This is a genomic window from Mycobacterium sp. E802 (assembly GCF_001666875.1).
Lineage (GTDB): Bacteria > Actinomycetota > Actinomycetes > Mycobacteriales > Mycobacteriaceae > Mycobacterium.
Genome location: NZ_LZJD01000118.1, coordinates 1 through 15,394 on the forward strand (window position 1 = coordinate 1; position 15,394 = coordinate 15,394).

Genomic DNA, 15,394 nt, shown 5'->3' on the forward strand with positions numbered 1-15,394 from the left:
TTTCGGTGACCACAGGCCCACGGCAGCCACCGCCAGCACCCCACTGATCAGAAACGCCAAGGACCCGGTGGCGTCGGGTACCCACACGAACCGACGCTCGGCCAGAACGGCGTGCGCCCACACCGACGCCCCGGTACTCACGTTGAACAGCAGGGTGCCGGCGAATTGAGTGGCGGCCGACCACCATCCGGCCCCGCGGTCGGCCAACACCAGCTGCATCCACGCCGCCGTCGTGAAGAACCAGGAGCCGAGGAAGCACAGCACATTTGTCGTACCTGCGCCGGCCACCATCGGGAACCCGGGCATGGTGGCGACCGCGAAGAACGCCGACCCGATCGCGAACAGCCAGCACTGACGGGTCAGCGTGGCGAACCGGTCAATCACGGCGAACCTCGCTGGGCACTCGGCTGGTAGGCGATCGAGTCGGCGCGCAGACTCACAAAGAACTACAGCAGCGACAGGATCCGCTCGCCGACCTGCGAGGTGGACAGTTTGGCGTCCCCACGGGTCGCGAGGTGCTCGGACACCGCCTTGTCGACCCGGGCCGCCGCATCGGTCTCACCGATGTGGCCGAGCAGCAGCGCCACGCTCATCACGGCGGCGGTCGGATCGGCGATCCCCTGCCCCGCGATGTCGGGTGCACTGCCGTGGACGGGTTCGAACATCGACGGATTGGTCCGGGTGGCGTCGATATTGCCGCTGGCCGCCAGCCCGATGCCGCCGCACACCGCGGCCGACAGATCGGTGATGATGTCGCCGAACAGGTTGTCGGTGACGATCACATCGAACCGGCCGGGATCGGTGACCATGTGGATGGTCGCGGCGTCGATGTGCTGATAGGCCACCTCGACGTCGGGATACTCCGCGCCCACCTCGGCCACAACACGCGACCACAGCGAGCCGGCGAAGGTCAGCACGTTGGTCTTGTGCACCAGGGTCAGATGCTTGCGGCGGGACTGCGCGCGAGCGAACGCATCGCGCACCACCCGCTCGACACCGAACGCGGTGTTGACGCTGACCTCGGTGGCCACCTCGTGCGGCGTGCCGACACGCAACGCGCCACCATTGCCGGTGTAGGGACCCTCGGTACCTTCACGCACCACGACGAAGTCGATGTCGGTGACACCCGAGAGTGGGCTGCTGACACCGGGATACAGCCGACCCGGCCGCAGGTTCACATGGTGATCGAGGGCGAACCGCAGCTTGAGGAGCAGGCCGCGCTCGAGGACACCACTGGGCACCGACGGGTCACCGATGGCGCCGAGCAGGATCGCGTCGTACCCGCGCAGTTCCTCGATGGTCTCGGTGGTGAGCAGTTCGCCGGTCGCGTGGTAGCGCCGCGCGCCCAGGTCATATTCGGTGCGGTCAACGCCGGGCAGCACCGCATCGAGCACCTTGAGCGCCTCGGCGATGACCTCGGGTCCGATGCCGTCACCGGCAATTACGGCGAGTTTCATGACAGGTCAACCACTTCCAGCGTCGTGGCGTCGACCGCGGCGGCGAGCGCGGAACGCACATCCTCGGGCACATCGGTATCCAGGCGCAGCATCACGATGGCGCTGTCACCCTCGACATCCTGACTCAATTGTGCGGCCAGGATGTTGACGTTCGCCCCACCCAGCAGGGTGCCGATCTTGCCGAGGGCGCCCGGCTGATCGTTGTAGTGGACGATGAGGTTGTACCCTTCGGCGCGCAGATCGAAGTTGCGACCGTTGATCTGGACGATCTTCTCCACCAACTGCGGCCCGGACAGCGTGCCGGCCACGTTGATCGCGGAGCCATCGGCGTGCACCACGCGCACGTCGACCACGCTGCGGTGGTTGGGGCTCTCGGTGGCGGTGCTGATCTCGGCGGTCACGCCACGCTCGGCGGCCAACGTCGGAGCGTTGACGAACGTCACCTGCTCGTCGACCACGGCGGAGAACAACCCGCGCAGCGCCGACAGCTTCAGGATCTCCACGTCCTCGGAGGCCAGCTCGCCACGCGCCTGCACGCTCAGCGACACCGGAGCGGCATCCGACAGCGCACCGGCCAGCAGGCCGAGCTTGCGCACCAGGTCCAGCCAAGGCGCGACCTCTTCACCGACGGCTCCGCCGCCCACGTTGACGGCGTCCGGCACGAACTCGCCGGCCAGGGCCAGCTTCACGCTCGCGGCCACGTCGGTGCCGGCCCGATCCTGCGCCTCGGCGGTCGACGCGCCCAGATGCGGGGTGACGACGACCTGGGGCAGCTCGAACAGCGGGCTGTCGGTGCACGGTTCTGTGGCGAACACGTCAAGGCCGGCGGCGCGCACATGGCCGCTGGTGATCGCGTCGGCCAGCGCCTGTTCATCGATCAGGCCACCGCGGGCAGCGTTGACGATGACAACGCCCGGCTTGGTCTTGGCCAGGTTCTCCTTGCCGAGCAGACCGGCGGTCTCCTTGGTCTTGGGCAGGTGCACCGAAATGAAGTCGGCGCGGCCGAGCAGCTCGTCCAGCGGCAGCAGTTCGATGCCCAGCTGGGCCGCGCGGGCCTGGGACACGTAGGGGTCGTACGCCACGATGTGGGCGCCGAAGGCAGCGAGACGCTGGGCGACCAGCTGGCCGATGCGACCGAGGCCGACGACGCCGACGGTCTTGTCGAAGATCTCGACGCCGGAGAACGACGACCGCTTCCAGGTGTGCTCACGCAGGGTGGCATCGGCGGCCGGGATCTGGCGGGCCGCAGACAGCAGCAGCGCCAGCGCGTGCTCGGCGGCGCTGTGAATGTTCGAGGTCGGCGCGTTGACGACGAGTACGCCGCGGGCGGTCGCAGCGTCGACGTCGACGTTGTCCAGGCCGACGCCGGCGCGGGCGACGATCTTGAGTTTGGGGGCCGCGGCGATGACCTCGGCGTCCACCGTCGTCGCGGAACGCACCAGCAGCGCGTCGGCGTCCGGTACCGCAGCGAGCAGCTTTTCGCGGTCCGGGCCGTCGACCCATCTGACCTCTACCTGGTCACCGAGGGCGGCAACGGTCGATTCCGCGAGCTTGTCGGCAATCAAAACAACGGGAAGACTCACGCGGACAGCCTAGTGTGTGGGCCTTACCACAGCCGAACCGCGTGCGGTGTACTGGTGGGCGTGGACGTCACAATCGTCGGCAGCGGGCCCAACGGTCTGTCCGCCGCTGTCATCTGCGCCAGGGCCGGACTTGCCGTACGTGTGATCGAAGCCCAGTCGACGGCGGGGGGCGGCGCCCGTACGTTGCCCGACCCGGAGTTCGCCGGGGTCAGCCATGACATCTGTTCTGCGGTGCATCCGTTGGCGTTGGCGTCCCCGTTTTTCGCCGCCTACGACCTGACCGCCCGCGGTGTGCAACTGGCCGTGCCCGAGATCGCCTATGCCAACCCGTTGCCGGAGCGGCCGGCGGCCATCGGGTACCGCGATATCGAGCGGACCTGTGCGGAACTGGAGTTCGGCGACTCATGGCGACGGCTGTTGGGGCCGTTGGCCGCCGATTGCGATGGCGTTGTCGGGCTCATCCTCGGGGACAAACGGTCGATACCCCCATCGCTGGGTGCGGCGGCACGCGTCGCGCCACGGCTCCTGGCCCAAGGCACACCGTTGTGGCGCTCCCTGGCGGGCGACGACGCCCGTGCGTTGTTCAGCGGCGTTGCCGCCCATACGATTTCCACGATGCCGTCGTTGGTCTCGGGCGGGGCAGGGTTGATGCTGGCGACGTTGGGACATGCGGTGGGGTGGCCGATTCCGGTCGGCGGCTCCCAGGCGATCCCAGATGCGCTGATCGCCGATCTTCTCGCCCACGGCGGCGAACTGATACTCGGACAGGAAGTCACCGAGCCGCCCGCCGGCGTCGTGCTCTACGACACCGCACCCACCGCCCTGTTGTCGATCTATGGCAAGTCTCTGCCCGCCCGCTACGCGCGAGCCTTGAGCCGATACACCTATGGCCCCGGCGTGGCGAAGGTCGACTTTGTGTTGAGCGACGAAATCCCTTGGGGGGATGGACGTCTGGCTCAGGCACCGACGCTGCATCTCGGTGGTGGACGCGCCCAGATGGCCTTGGCCGAGCGCGAGATCGCCGCGGGACGCCACGCTGAGTGGCCCATGGTCTTGGCGGCGCTCCCACACCTTGCCGACCCGTCGCGCATCGACGAGGCCGGGCGGCGGCCGCTGTGGGCCTACGTTCACGTGCCCAACAACTCCACGGTGGACATGGCCGAGACCGTCACCGAGATCTTCGAGCGATTTGCCCCGGGTTTCCGTGACATCGTCGTCGCGGTGCGCAGCGTGCCCGCGTCCCGGATGGACGAGCACAACGCAAATCTGGTCGGTGGCGACATCGGCGTCGGCGGCAACAACATGGCCAGTGCACTGTTGGGGCCCACTCCCCGACTCGACCCGTGGACCACGCCGATACCGCGGGCCTACCTGTGCTCGTCGGCCGCCCCACCCGGCGGCGGGGTGCACGGGATGGCCGGGTTCTACGCCGCCCGTACCATGCTCAAACGCGAGTTCGGGATCCGTGATCTACCTAAGCTGGCACCATGACCAACTCTGCCCCCAAGGTCGCCGTCATCTACTACTCCGCCACCGGCCACGGCACCACCATGGCCAGGCGCGTCACCGCCGCCGCGGAATCGGCCGGAGCCGAGGTGCGACTGCGCCACATCGCCGAAACCCAGGATCCGGAGTCCTTCGCCCACAACCCGGCTTGGACCGCCAATTATCAAGCGACCAAAGACCTTCCGACCGCCACTGGTGAGGACATCGTGTGGGCCGACGCGGTCATCTTCGGCTCCCCCACCCGTTTCGGGTCTCCGACCGCCCAGTTCCGCGCGTTCATGGATTCACTGGGCGGTCTGTGGGCAGAGGGCAAGCTCGCCGACAAGGTGTACGCGGCGTTCACCTCGGCGCAGACCGCGCACGGCGGTCAGGAGGCGACGCTGCTGAACCTGTATGTGTCGCTGATGCACTTCGGCGGGATCATCGTGCCGCCCGGCTACACCGATCAGGTGAAATTCGCCGACGGCAATCCCTACGGCGTGAGCCTGACTGCCAACCGCGAGAACATCGAGCACCTCGACGACACGACGAACGACGCGTTGGATCACCTGGCCCGGCGCGTGGTCAGTGTGGCCACGCGGTTGAACGCATAGCTGGCCGATGTGACGCACGCCACTTAAAATGGGGGCTTGACCATTCGGGCCAGGCTCAGGGGGCTGACGATGAGGCACCGAAAGACGACGCAACTGAAGATGCTGTTCGGTGGAATCGCTGCGGCGGGGGCGCTCGCATTCACCGGGCTGTCGCTACCGGCCCAGGCATTCGCCGCACCGGGCGATCCGGGCGGCGGGGGCTACATCAACAACCACGCCGGCGGGGCATTCTCGCGCGGCGACGCCGGTGGCGGTTATGCCACGGGCAGCGCCGGTGGGGCGTTCTCACGCGAAGGCGCGGCCGGTGGCGGCTACGCGCGCGGTATCGCCGGTGGCGGGTACTTGACCGGGGACGCGGGCGGCGCCTGGTTCAGAGAAGCGTGTGCGAATGCCAAGGCCTCGAACGGGCAGATCCCCATCCCCATCGGTTGCGCCAGCTGATCTGAAACGCCGAAAGGCCAGTTATCGCACGCCTTTTCGAAGCTTGCGTGCAATAACTGGCCAGTCGTCGTCAGAAACTAAGCCGTTTCGGTGATCGGCCGGTCGACCCAGCTCATCAGGTCGCGCAGCTTCTTGCCGGTGACCTCGATCGGGTGCTCGGCGTTGGCCTTGCGCAGGCCTTCGAGCTCCTTGTTGCCACCCTCGACGTTGGCGACGAGGCGCTTGACGAAGGTGCCGTCCTGGATGTCGGTCAGGATGTCCTTCATGCGCTTCTTGGTGTCGGCGTCGATGACCCGCGGGCCCGACAGGTAGCCGCCGAACTCCGCGGTGTCGGACACCGAGTAGTTCATGCGGGCGATACCGCCCTCGTACATGAGGTCGACGATCAGCTTGAGCTCGTGCAGCACCTCGAAGTAGGCCATCTCCGGGGCGTAGCCCGCCTCGACCATGACCTCGAAACCGGCCTTGACCAGCTCCTCGGTGCCACCGCACAGCACGGCCTGCTCACCGAACAGGTCGGTCTCGGTCTCTTCCTTGAAGGTGGTCTTGATGACGCCGGCGCGGGCACCACCGATGGCCGCCGCGTACGACAGCGCCAGGGCCTGGCCCTCACCCTTGGGGTCCTGGTCGATGGCGATCAGGCACGGCACACCCTTGCCGTCGACGAACTGACGGCGCACCAGGTGGCCGGGGCCCTTGGGGGCGACCATGCCGACGGTGACGTTGGCCGGCGGCTTGATCAGACCGAAGTGGATGTTCAGCCCGTGGCCGAAGAACAGCGCGTTGCCGTCTTCGAGGTTGGGCTCGATGTCGTTCTTGAAGATCTCGGCCTGCGCGGTGTCAGGTGCGAGCACCATGATCACGTCGGCCCACTTGGCCACCTCGGCCGGGGTGTCGACCTCAAGGCCCTGCTCCTCGACCTTGACGCGGCTCTTCGAGCCCTCCTTCAGGCCGACCTTGACCTGCACGCCCGAGTCGCGCAGCGAAAGCGAATGCGCGTGCCCCTGGCTGCCGTAGCCGATGACGGCGACCTTGCGACCCTGAATGATCGACAGGTCCGCGTCGGCGTCGTAAAACATCTCAACTGCCATGCGAAACTTCTTCCTTCTCTTCCTAGCTGTTCAGCGCTATGCGGCGAATAACGCTACTTGACGGCACTGATGCCACGCGGACCGCGGGACACCGAGACCATGCCCGACTGTGCGATCTCGCGGATACCGTACGGCTCCAGGACCCGCAACAGGGCCTCGAGTTTCTCCGGCGTACCGGTCGCCTCGACCGTGAGGGACTCGGTCGACACGTCCACGACCTTGGCGCGGAACAGGTTCACCGCTTCGATGACCTGTCCCCGGTTGCTCGCGTCGGCGCGCACCTTGATCAGGGCGAGCTCACGGGAGACGGAGTTGTCCTCCTCCTGCTCGACGATCTTGATCACGTTGATCAGCTTGTTGAGCTGCTTGGTGATCTGCTCGAGCGGTGATTCCTCGACGCTGACCACGATCGTCATACGTGACATGTGCTTGTGCTCGGTGGCACCGACCGCCAGCGACTGGATGTTGTAGCCGCGGCGAGAGAACAGCGAGGCCACCCGGGCCAGCACGCCGGGTTTGTCCTCGACCAGCACCGACAGGGTGTGGGTGGGGGTGGTGTTGCTGCTCATCAGGCATGCCCCTCGTCGTCGTCCTCATCGAACAGCGGCCGGATATCGCGCGCTGCCATGATCTCGTCGTTGCTGGTACCGGCGGCCACCATCGGCCACACCTGGGCGTCCGCACCGACGATGAAGTCAATGACCACCGGGCGGTCGTTGATCGCGCGGGCCTGGTTGATGACATCCTCGACGTCCTCGGCCCGCTCGCAGCGCAGCCCCACACAGCCCAGCGCCTCGGCCAGCTTGACGAAGTCGGGAATCCGACGCGAGTGCGTGGCCAGATCGGTCTGGCTGTAGCGCTGGTCGTAGAACAGTGTCTGCCACTGCCGCACCATGCCGAGGTTGCCGTTGTTGATCAACGCCACCTTGATGGGCGCACCCTCGATGGCGCAGGTGGCCAGCTCCTGATTGGTCATCTGGAAGCAGCCGTCGCCGTCGATGGCCCACACCTCGGCCTCGGGCCGGGCGAACTTGGCACCCATGGCCGCCGGAACGGCGAAGCCCATGGTGCCCAGGCCACCCGAGTTCAGCCAAGTCTTGGGATTCTCGTACTTGACGAACTGTGCGGCCCACATCTGGTGCTGGCCCACCCCGGCCACGTACACCGCGTCCGGACCGGCGATCTGTCCCAGCTTCTCGATCACATATTCGGGGCTCAGGCTGCCGTCACTCTGCGGGCCGTAGCTCAACGGGTAGGTCGCCTTGAGACCGGACAGGTACTCCCACCAGCTGTCCAATTTCAATGTGGCACTGGTGGTGTCGTCACGGCGCAGCACCTCGATGAGGTCGGCGATGACGGCCTTGACGTCACCGACGATCGGCACGTCGGCGTGCCGGTTCTTACCGATCTCGGCGGGGTCGATGTCGGCGTGGATCACCTTGGCCTCGGGCGCGAAGGACGACAGCTGACCCGTCACCCGGTCGTCGAAGCGGGTGCCCAGGGCGATCAGCAGGTCGCTGCGCTGCAGGGCGCCCACCGCGGCCACGGTGCCGTGCATACCCGGCATCCCGAGGTTCTGCTGGTGGCTGTCGGGGAACGCGCCGCGCGCCATCAGCGTGGTGACGACGGGGATGCCGGTCAGCTCGGCCAACTCGAGCAGTTCGGCACTGGCCTCACCGCGGATGACGCCGCCGCCGACGTAGAGCACCGGCTTGCGTGCCGCGGCGATCAGCTTGGCCGCCTCGCGCACCTGACGGCTGTGCGGTTTGGTGTTCGGCTTGTAGCCGGGCAGGTCCAGCTGCGGCGGCCAGGAGAACGTGCACTGACCCTGCAGGATGTCCTTCGGGACGTCGACCAGCACGGCGCCCGGGCGGCCCGAACGTGCGATATGGAACGCCTCGGCCATCACCTGCGCGATGTCGTCACCGGTGCGCACGAGGAAGTTGTGCTTGGTGATCGGCATGGTCATGCCGGTGATGTCGGCTTCCTGGAAGGCGTCGGTGCCGATCAGGCTGCGGCCCACCTGCCCGGTGATGGCCACCACGGGAATGGAGTCCATCTGGGCGTCGGCCAGCGGGGTGATCAGGTTGGTGGCGCCGGGACCCGAGGTCGCCATCATCACGCCGACCTTGCCGGTGGCGTGGGCGTAGCCGCTGGCCGCGTGGCCGGCACCCTGCTCATGGCGGACCAACACGTGGCGCAGCTTCTGTGAATCGAAAAGCGGATCGTAGACCGGCAGGACCGCGCCGCCGGGGATGCCGAAGACGACGTCCACGCCGAGCTCTTCCAGCGACCGCACGACGGCCTGCGCCCCGGTGAGTTGCTGGGGCGCAACCCGATTGGGCTGTCCCGAATCTGATCTGGTCTTTGCCGCGCCGTTGGCGGGCGCGCTTGCCGACCGGGTTGTCGGTCGCGTTGTCGGTGCGCTCACGATGTCCTCTTCACGGTCTTCGTCACATTCCTATTCAGAAAGTCTTCAACTTTTTCACTGGTGGCGACGTGCTTTGTGGCAAATAAAAAACCCCCGACAGCCGGTAGCTGTTCGAGGGTGGCGCGTCGATGCGGTTGGCTATGCCCGGCAGAGGGCCAGCGCGGCATCAACGCGCCAACCAATTACTACGAGCATTCCGGGGGTCTGCATAGCACCCGACGGTAGCTGCCGTACAGGTTAAAGGTCAAATTGCCCCTGCCCCGGCACGGCTATCGCGGTGACGCCGGCAGGTCCGATGCCTGCGGTGGTGCAGGATGAAAGGGTGAGCGCACGATCGGCAACCGCCCCTGTCGTAGTCCGGATATCGCCCATGGCGCACCTGGCAGTCGGCTTCCTGACCCTCGGCCTGCTGACACTGGTGCTCAGCAACCCGGCCTGGTTCGGAATTCTTCTGGTGATCCCAATTGCCTTGTCCACCGCGATCATCCGCTATCGCACCACCGCCGACGCCGACACCGTGACCGCACGGACGCTCACCGGCGCCCGCACCGTGGCGTGGGGCGACATCAAGGGCTTGCGATTCGACCGGTCGTCGTGGGCGCTCGCCGAACTCGTCGACGGGACCGGCCTGCGATTGCCCGCGGTGACATTCGCGACATTGCCGCGGCTCACCGAGGTGAGCAATGGTCGCGTGCCGAATCCGTACGCCTGAGCGTCAGCCGAGTGGGTTGCCGCCGTTGAGCAACACCCAGATTGCGATGCCGCCGCCGATGCCGAGCAGCAGAGCCACGAACGATCCGACGAAAGGCCGCCGGGCCCAGCCTCGGCCGGCGTCGAATCCATAGCGGCCCGGGCCGGTCAGGATGAGCGCGGCGGCAGCCGCGACGACGATGAGCCGGTATTCGGTTCCGTCGGTGAGCAGCTCCGAGAGCCGGGCCTCTTCGTGGGCGGCCATCGCCGCGGCGAGCACCCCGTTGATCAGGTAGGCCAGTGCACCGGCCGCCGCGATGGGCGTGAACAGCCCCAGCACCAGCAGCACCCCGGCGGCGATCTGTCCACCGGTGGCCGCGTAGGTGAGGATGTCGGCGTTCTTGTAACCCATCTCGCCCAGTGAGGCGTTGAACCCGTCCAGTCCCGGCCCGCCCCACCAACCGAAGGCCTTCTGCAGGCCGTGGATCACCATCAGCCCACCCAGGGCCACCCGCAAGATCAGCAGACCAAGATCCTGGGTGCCGCGCCGCCCGGCCGCTTTGATGCGGTCGTCGACGAACTCGTCACGTTCGATCTCTGCCGGTTCCGCCGAGAACGGCCCCACCGGGCCGGGCGCGCCCGGCTGCAGGTAGGGCAGCGGCTCAGGGTCGGAGACCAGGCTGAACGCCGACTGATCCTCCGGCTTGGCGGAGTCGTAGCGCGGGATCGCGGTGGTTTCGAAGTCGCCGCCGTAGGTCGCCGACGGCAGATCGTCTTCGGGGTCGACCAGGCTGGCCCCGGCCGGCCTGGCGGAATCGTCCGAGTAACCCGGTCGTTGCCAGGCTTGAGGGTCCTGCGGGTGACTGGTCACAGCTGCCAGGGTAAGTGCAAGTTCGGTCCGATCCGGGTATTTACCCCGGCGCTTCCACCTGGTATCGGCACGGATGAGCACGCCGGGCGGTCCCGACGTGGCGCGCACTGCCGAGCGATCCGTAATCTGGCGGCATGAAATCGCGTCGGCGGATGACGGGGGTGGCCGCCGTTCTGTGTGCCGCGATGCTGGTCGGCTCGGGATGTGCCCGGTTCGACGCGGCCCAGTCCGAGCCCTTCACGACCGAACCCAAGATGGCGCCGGGGCCGACGACCACGCCACCGCCGCCGCCACCGCTGCCCGCCAAACCGTTCCCCAAGGAATGCAAGGCGCAGGGGGTGATGCAGGGCTGCCTGGACAGCACCAGCGGTTTGATCATGCTGCCGGACAGCCAGTCGGCGCTGGTGGCCGAGCGTCTCACCGGCGCGGTCAAGCAGGTGTCGGTCAAGGCCGAGCCGAAGGTCAAGGTGGTCCTCCCGGTCGATCCGTCCGGAGATGGCGGCCTGATGGACATCGTGCTGTCGCCGACCTACAGCCAGGACCGGTTGATGTACGCCTACGTCAGCACACCGAGCGACAACCGGGTGATCCGCATCGCCGACGGCGACGTGCCGAAGCCGATCCTGACCGGCATCCCCAAGGGCGCTGTCGGCAATACCGGCTCTTTGACGTTCACCAGCAAGACCACGCTGCTGGTGCAGACCGGTGATGCCGGGAATCCGGCGGCCGCGGCCGATCCGGCCTCGTTGGCCGGCAAGGTCCTGCGCATCGAACAGCCCACCACAGTCAACCAGGCGCCGATCACCACGGCGCTGAGCGGTCTCGGCGCCGGCGGCGGCATGTGCGTCGACCCGTCGGACGGCTCGCTGTACATCACCGACCGCACACCGACTGCCGACCGTCTGCAGCGGATCACCAAGGATTCGAAGGTGTCGACGGTGTGGACGTGGCCGGATCGGCCGGGCGTGGCCGGGTGCGCCGCGCTGGAGGGCACGGTGTTGGTCAACTTGGTCAACACGAAGATGACCGTCGCTGTGCGGCTGGCGCCGGATACCGGCGCGGTCACCGGTGACCCCGAGGTGGTCCGCGAGAACGTGCGCGGGCACGCCTGGGCGTTGCAGGTGTCCCCCGACGGCAACGTGTGGGGAGCGACGGTGAACCGGACCGCCGGAGATGCCGAGAATTTCGACGACGTCGTCTTCCCGCTCTTCCCGCAGGGCGGCGGCTTCCCGCGCAGCAGCGCCGACAAGACCTGACGGACAACAGATTCCGCGCTAAGCCGGCCGGCGAGGATGTGGCTGGTCGACCGCCGCGGGCGCGTCACCATGAATCCAAAGAGCCTGCGGTGAGTATCACGATCAGATAACGATGACGTAGCATTGGCCGGGTGCCTGACCGCCAGCGCCGCAGATATGCACCGCGGCTACCGCGTGAAGAACGGCGCGAGCAACTGCTCGACGCAGCGTTGACCGTGCTCCATGACTGTCCCCTGCACGAGTTGCGGATGGAGGCGGTGGCCGAGGTGGCCGGCGTCGGCAAGCCCGTGCTCTACACCGCGTTTCGCACGCGCGCCGAACTCGTCACCGCCCTGCTCATCCGCGAGCACCACCACGGCCTGAACCAGGTGATCGCCGCCCTGCCCGCGGACCTGTCGGCTTCCGGACCGACGGACGCCTATACCGCGACGGTCACCGCATTCCTGCGTTGCGTGCTGGAGAGCCCGACCCGCTGGCGCCTCATCCTGACCGTGCCCGACAGTGCACCCCGCGACTACCGCGCGGCGGTCCGCAACGCCCGCAGTCAGATCCTCACGCACGTCGAGCAAATGGCGAAAGCCGGCATCGCGGTGGATCCGCGCCTGTCGGCGCTCGACCCGGAGTTACTGGGCCATACGTTGCTGTCGTTCGCCGAGATGCTCGGCCGGCTCGCCGCGCACGACCCGGACAGCTACCCGCGTGAGCGCCTGGAGCAATATGCCGCCGCGGCGATGACCATGTTCGCCGGAGCCGTCAAATAGCGCGCGAATAGCGCGCCGTCACCCGCTCTGGCCGCAGGCGGCCAGGACCAACTCACGGACGCGGGCCGCGTCGGCCGAGCCCTTGGTCGCCTTCATGACCGCACCGACGATCGCGCCGGCGGCCTGGATCTTGCCGCCGCGGATCTTGTCGGCGACGTCCGGGTTGGCGGCCAGCGCTTCGTCGACGGCAGCCTGGATCACCGAGTCGTCGCGCACCAGCGCCAGACCGCGATCGGTCATCACCTGCTCGGGTTCCCCCTCGCCGGCGAGCACCCCCTCGACGACCTGGCGGGCCAGCTTGTTCGACAGCTTGCCGTCGTCGACCAGTTTGACCACCGCGGCCACCTGCGCCGGCGTGATCGGCAATGCCTCCAGTTCGACCTCGGATTCATTGGCCTTCTGCACCAGGAAGTTGCCCCACCAGGCCCGCGCGGACTCGCTGGAGGCACCGTGCTCCACGGTGGCCGCCACCAGCTCGACGGCCCCGGCGTTGACCAGGTCGCGCATCACCTCGTCGGAGATGCCCCACTCTTGCTGAATCCGCTTGCGCGACAACCACGGCAGCTCGGGAATGGTCTGACGCAACCGCTCGACCAGCTCGGCGCTGGGGGCCACCGGCTCCAGGTCGGGCTCGGGGAAGTAGCGGTAGTCCTGCGCGGTTTCCTTGCTGCGGCCGGGCGAGGTGTAGCCGTCCTCGTGGAAGTGCCGCGTCTCCTGGGTGACTGTGCCGCCGGCATCGAGAACGGCGGCCTGGCGGCGCATTTCGTAGCGGACGGCCACCTCGACGCTCTTGAGCGAGTTCACGTTCTTGGTCTCGGTGCGGGTGCCGAATTCGGCGGCGCCGATGGGCTTCAGTGACAGGTTCGAGTCACACCGCATCGATCCCTGGTCCATCCGCACGTCTGACACACCCAGGCCGCGCAGCAGGTCTCGCAGTGCCGTGACGTAGGCCCGGGCGATTTCCGGTGCCCGCGCGCCGGTGCCTTCGATCGGCTTGGTGACGATCTCGATCAGCGGAACGCCGGCCCGGTTGAAGTCGGCCAACGAGGTCGTCGCACCCGCAATGCGGCCGGTGTCGCTGCCCAGGTGAGTCAGCTTGCCGGTGTCCTCTTCCATGTGCGCACGTTCGATCTCGACGCGGAAGGTGGTGCCGTCATCGAGCGGCACGTCGAGGTAGCCGTTGATCGCGATCGGCTCGTCGTATTGCGAGATCTGATAGTTCTTGGGCTGGTCGGGATAGAAGTAGTTCTTCCGCGCGAACCGACCCCAGGGCGCGATGTCGCAGTTGAGCGCCAGACCGATGCGGATCGCCGACTCGACGGCCGCCTCGTTGAGCACCGGCAGCGAGCCGGGCAGGCCCAGGCACACCGGGCAGACCAGCGTGTTGGGCTCGGCGCCGAACCGGTTGGCGCAGCCGCAGAACATCTTGGTGGCCGTGGACAGCTCGACGTGCACCTCCATGCCCATCACGGGCTCGTAGGTGGCGATGACGTCGTCGTAGTCGACGAGTTCAGCGGTGGCGACAGACATGCCGTCGATCCTAGTTGGGTCCGATTCTCCTCGGCGAGCAGACGCAGATGTACCCGTTATCGCAGGTGAACGGGTACATCTGTGTCTGTTCGCCGGTGTGAGATCAGCCGAAGAACTCCGCGGCGTCGTCGTAGCGGGACTGCGGCACCAGCTTGAGCTGACGCGTCGCGTCGGCCAGGGACACCCGGCCGATGTCCTGGCCCCGCAGTGACACCATCATCCCGTACTCGCCGGCATGGGCGGCGTCGGCGGCGTTGACTCCGAACCGGGTGGCCAGCACCCGGTCGTAGGCCGTCGGCGTACCGCCCCGCTGCACATGCCCGAGCACGGTCACCCGCACATCCTTCTTGATCCGCTTCTCGACCTCGAGCGCCAATTGCTGTGCGACGCCGGTGAATTTCTCATGTCCGAACTCGTCCATCCCGCCCTGGCGCAGCTGCATCGTCCCCTCCGCGGGCTTGGCGCCCTCGGCGACCACGCAGATGAAGTGCGCCGATCCATGCTGGAACCGCTTCTTGACCAACCGGCACACCTCCTCGACGTCGAAGGGCTGCTCGGGGATCAGCGTCATGTGGGCGCCGGAGGCCAACCCGGCGTTCAGCGCGATCCAACCGGCATGCCGGCCCATCACCTCGACCAGCATCACCCGCTGATGCGACTCGGCGGTGCTGTGCAGCCGGTCGATCGCCTCGGTCGCCACCTGCAGGGCGGTGTCGTGGCCGAAAGTCGCGTCGGTGCAGTCGATGTCGTTGTCGATGGTCTTGGGCACCCCGACCACCGGCACGTTCTCCTCGGACAACCAGTGCGCGGCCGTCAGCGTGCCCTCACCACCGATCGGGATCAACACGTCGATCCCGTTGTCTTCCAGCGTCTGCTTGATCTGGTCCAGCCCGGCCCGCAGCTTGTCGGGGTTGACGCGCGCGGTGCCCAACATGGTGCCGCCCTTGGCCAGCAGCCGATCGTTGCGATCGTCGTTGGCCAGCTGGATGCGCCGATCCTCCAACAGGCCGCGCCAGCCGTCGAGAAATCCGACCACCGTCGAGCCGTACCGCTGGTCACAGGTACGCACCACCGCCCGGATCACCGCATTCAGGCCAGGACAGTCACCGCCGCCGGTGAGAACTCCGATGCGCATGGGCACCATCTTGCCTCGCCTGACAGGACCGTGCCGTGGATAAGGGCGT

The 15,394-nt window shown here is 67.3% G+C and carries 14 protein-coding genes and 1 pseudogene; 6 read left to right on the forward strand and 9 right to left on the reverse strand.

Going from position 1 to position 15,394, the window contains the following annotated elements:
- From A5699_RS17770 to serA, 3 genes and pseudogenes are all read right to left on the reverse strand, one after another.
- Window positions 1-381, reverse strand: a pseudogene (locus tag A5699_RS17770) (hypothetical protein); the annotation flags it as partial.
- Window positions 382-446: 65 nt separating this feature from the next.
- Window positions 447-1,457: a 3-isopropylmalate dehydrogenase gene (locus A5699_RS17775; RefSeq protein ID WP_067771513.1), complete on the reverse strand. Its 1,011-nt coding sequence runs from the start codon at window positions 1,455-1,457 to the stop codon at window positions 447-449.
- Window positions 1,454-3,040, reverse strand: coding sequence for a phosphoglycerate dehydrogenase (gene serA / locus A5699_RS17780; RefSeq protein WP_067771515.1), 1,587 nt, complete (start codon window positions 3,038-3,040; stop codon window positions 1,454-1,456). Before serA ends, A5699_RS17775 begins: the two co-directional genes overlap by 4 nt.
- Window positions 3,041-3,100: 60 nt before the next feature.
- On the opposite strand from serA, the gene A5699_RS17785 reads away from it, so the two are divergent.
- The 3 genes from A5699_RS17785 (at window position 3,101) to A5699_RS17795 (ending at window position 5,580) form a co-directional block, all read left to right on the forward strand.
- Window positions 3,101-4,531 carry an NAD(P)/FAD-dependent oxidoreductase gene (locus A5699_RS17785; RefSeq protein WP_067771618.1) on the forward strand — a complete coding sequence of 477 codons (1,431 nt, stop codon included), beginning with the start codon at window positions 3,101-3,103 and terminating at the stop codon, window positions 4,529-4,531.
- Window positions 4,528-5,139, forward strand: coding sequence for an NAD(P)H:quinone oxidoreductase (gene wrbA, locus A5699_RS17790; RefSeq protein WP_067771518.1), 612 nt, complete (start codon window positions 4,528-4,530; stop codon window positions 5,137-5,139). Before A5699_RS17785 ends, wrbA begins: the two co-directional genes overlap by 4 nt.
- 69 nt (window positions 5,140-5,208) lie before the next feature.
- On the forward strand, window positions 5,209-5,580 hold the full coding sequence (locus A5699_RS17795) for a hypothetical protein (protein ID WP_157561317.1): 372 nt from the start codon (window positions 5,209-5,211) through the stop codon (window positions 5,578-5,580).
- Between the two features lie 77 nt (window positions 5,581-5,657).
- Here the strand turns inward: A5699_RS17795 and ilvC are convergent, their stop codons facing one another.
- The 3 genes from ilvC to A5699_RS17810 form a co-directional block, all read right to left on the reverse strand.
- On the reverse strand, window positions 5,658-6,659 hold the full coding sequence (gene ilvC / locus A5699_RS17800) for a ketol-acid reductoisomerase (protein ID WP_197508326.1): 1,002 nt from the start codon (window positions 6,657-6,659) through the stop codon (window positions 5,658-5,660).
- A 65-nt stretch (window positions 6,660-6,724) separates the two neighbouring features.
- The gene (ilvN, locus tag A5699_RS17805; protein WP_067771528.1) at window positions 6,725-7,240 is read right to left on the reverse strand and encodes an acetolactate synthase small subunit; all 516 of its coding nucleotides are present in this window, start codon (window positions 7,238-7,240) and stop codon (window positions 6,725-6,727) included.
- Window positions 7,240-9,102 (reverse strand): acetolactate synthase large subunit, encoded by a 1,863-nt coding sequence (locus A5699_RS17810; protein ID WP_067771532.1) that lies wholly within the window; start codon window positions 9,100-9,102, stop codon window positions 7,240-7,242. The genes ilvN and A5699_RS17810 overlap by 1 nt, the downstream gene beginning before the upstream one ends.
- Window positions 9,103-9,472: 370 nt before the next feature.
- On the opposite strand from A5699_RS17810, the gene A5699_RS17815 reads away from it, so the two are divergent.
- Window positions 9,473-9,814, forward strand: coding sequence for a PH domain-containing protein (locus tag A5699_RS17815; RefSeq protein WP_142253831.1), 342 nt, complete (start codon window positions 9,473-9,475; stop codon window positions 9,812-9,814).
- Between the two features lie 3 nt (window positions 9,815-9,817).
- Here A5699_RS17815 and A5699_RS17820 read toward each other — a convergent pair whose 3' ends face one another.
- Window positions 9,818-10,663: a DoxX family protein gene (locus A5699_RS17820; RefSeq protein ID WP_067771535.1), complete on the reverse strand. Its 846-nt coding sequence runs from the start codon at window positions 10,661-10,663 to the stop codon at window positions 9,818-9,820.
- Between the two features lie 134 nt (window positions 10,664-10,797).
- Between A5699_RS17820 and A5699_RS17825 the strand changes: the two genes are divergently transcribed.
- The gene (locus A5699_RS17825; protein ID WP_197508324.1) at window positions 10,798-11,919 is read left to right on the forward strand and encodes a PQQ-dependent sugar dehydrogenase; all 1,122 of its coding nucleotides are present in this window, start codon (window positions 10,798-10,800) and stop codon (window positions 11,917-11,919) included.
- A gap of 131 nt (window positions 11,920-12,050) precedes the next feature.
- The gene (locus A5699_RS17830; RefSeq protein ID WP_067771537.1) at window positions 12,051-12,680 is read left to right on the forward strand and encodes a TetR/AcrR family transcriptional regulator; all 630 of its coding nucleotides are present in this window, start codon (window positions 12,051-12,053) and stop codon (window positions 12,678-12,680) included.
- A gap of 18 nt (window positions 12,681-12,698) precedes the next feature.
- On the opposite strand, the gene gatB is transcribed toward A5699_RS17830, so the two are convergent.
- Together gatB and A5699_RS17840 are read right to left on the reverse strand one after the other, a co-directional pair.
- The gene (gene gatB, locus A5699_RS17835; protein WP_067771539.1) at window positions 12,699-14,210 is read right to left on the reverse strand and encodes an Asp-tRNA(Asn)/Glu-tRNA(Gln) amidotransferase subunit GatB; all 1,512 of its coding nucleotides are present in this window, start codon (window positions 14,208-14,210) and stop codon (window positions 12,699-12,701) included.
- Window positions 14,211-14,313: 103 nt separating this feature from the next.
- The gene (locus A5699_RS17840) at window positions 14,314-15,345 is read right to left on the reverse strand and encodes an ATP-dependent 6-phosphofructokinase (RefSeq protein ID WP_067771626.1); all 1,032 of its coding nucleotides are present in this window, start codon (window positions 15,343-15,345) and stop codon (window positions 14,314-14,316) included.
- Window positions 15,346-15,394: the final 49 nt, after the last annotated feature.

Coding starts and splice junctions, on each gene's coding strand:
- A5699_RS17775 (WP_067771513.1), bottom strand. CDS start 1,457: ATGAAACTCGCCGTAATTGCCGGTGACGGCATCGGACCCGAGGTCATC.
- wrbA (WP_067771518.1), top strand. CDS start 4,528: ATGACCAACTCTGCCCCCAAGGTCGCCGTCATCTACTACTCCGCCACC.
- A5699_RS17795 (WP_157561317.1), top strand. CDS start 5,209: ATGAGGCACCGAAAGACGACGCAACTGAAGATGCTGTTCGGTGGAATC.
- ilvC (WP_197508326.1), bottom strand. CDS start 6,659: ATGTTTTACGACGCCGACGCGGACCTGTCGATCATTCAGGGTCGCAAG.
- ilvN (WP_067771528.1), bottom strand. CDS start 7,240: ATGAGCAGCAACACCACCCCCACCCACACCCTGTCGGTGCTGGTCGAG.
- A5699_RS17815 (WP_142253831.1), top strand. CDS start 9,473: ATGGCGCACCTGGCAGTCGGCTTCCTGACCCTCGGCCTGCTGACACTG.
- A5699_RS17825 (WP_197508324.1), top strand. CDS start 10,798: ATGAAATCGCGTCGGCGGATGACGGGGGTGGCCGCCGTTCTGTGTGCC.
- gatB (WP_067771539.1), bottom strand. CDS start 14,210: ATGTCTGTCGCCACCGCTGAACTCGTCGACTACGACGACGTCATCGCC.
- A5699_RS17840 (WP_067771626.1), bottom strand. CDS start 15,345: ATGCGCATCGGAGTTCTCACCGGCGGCGGTGACTGTCCTGGCCTGAAT.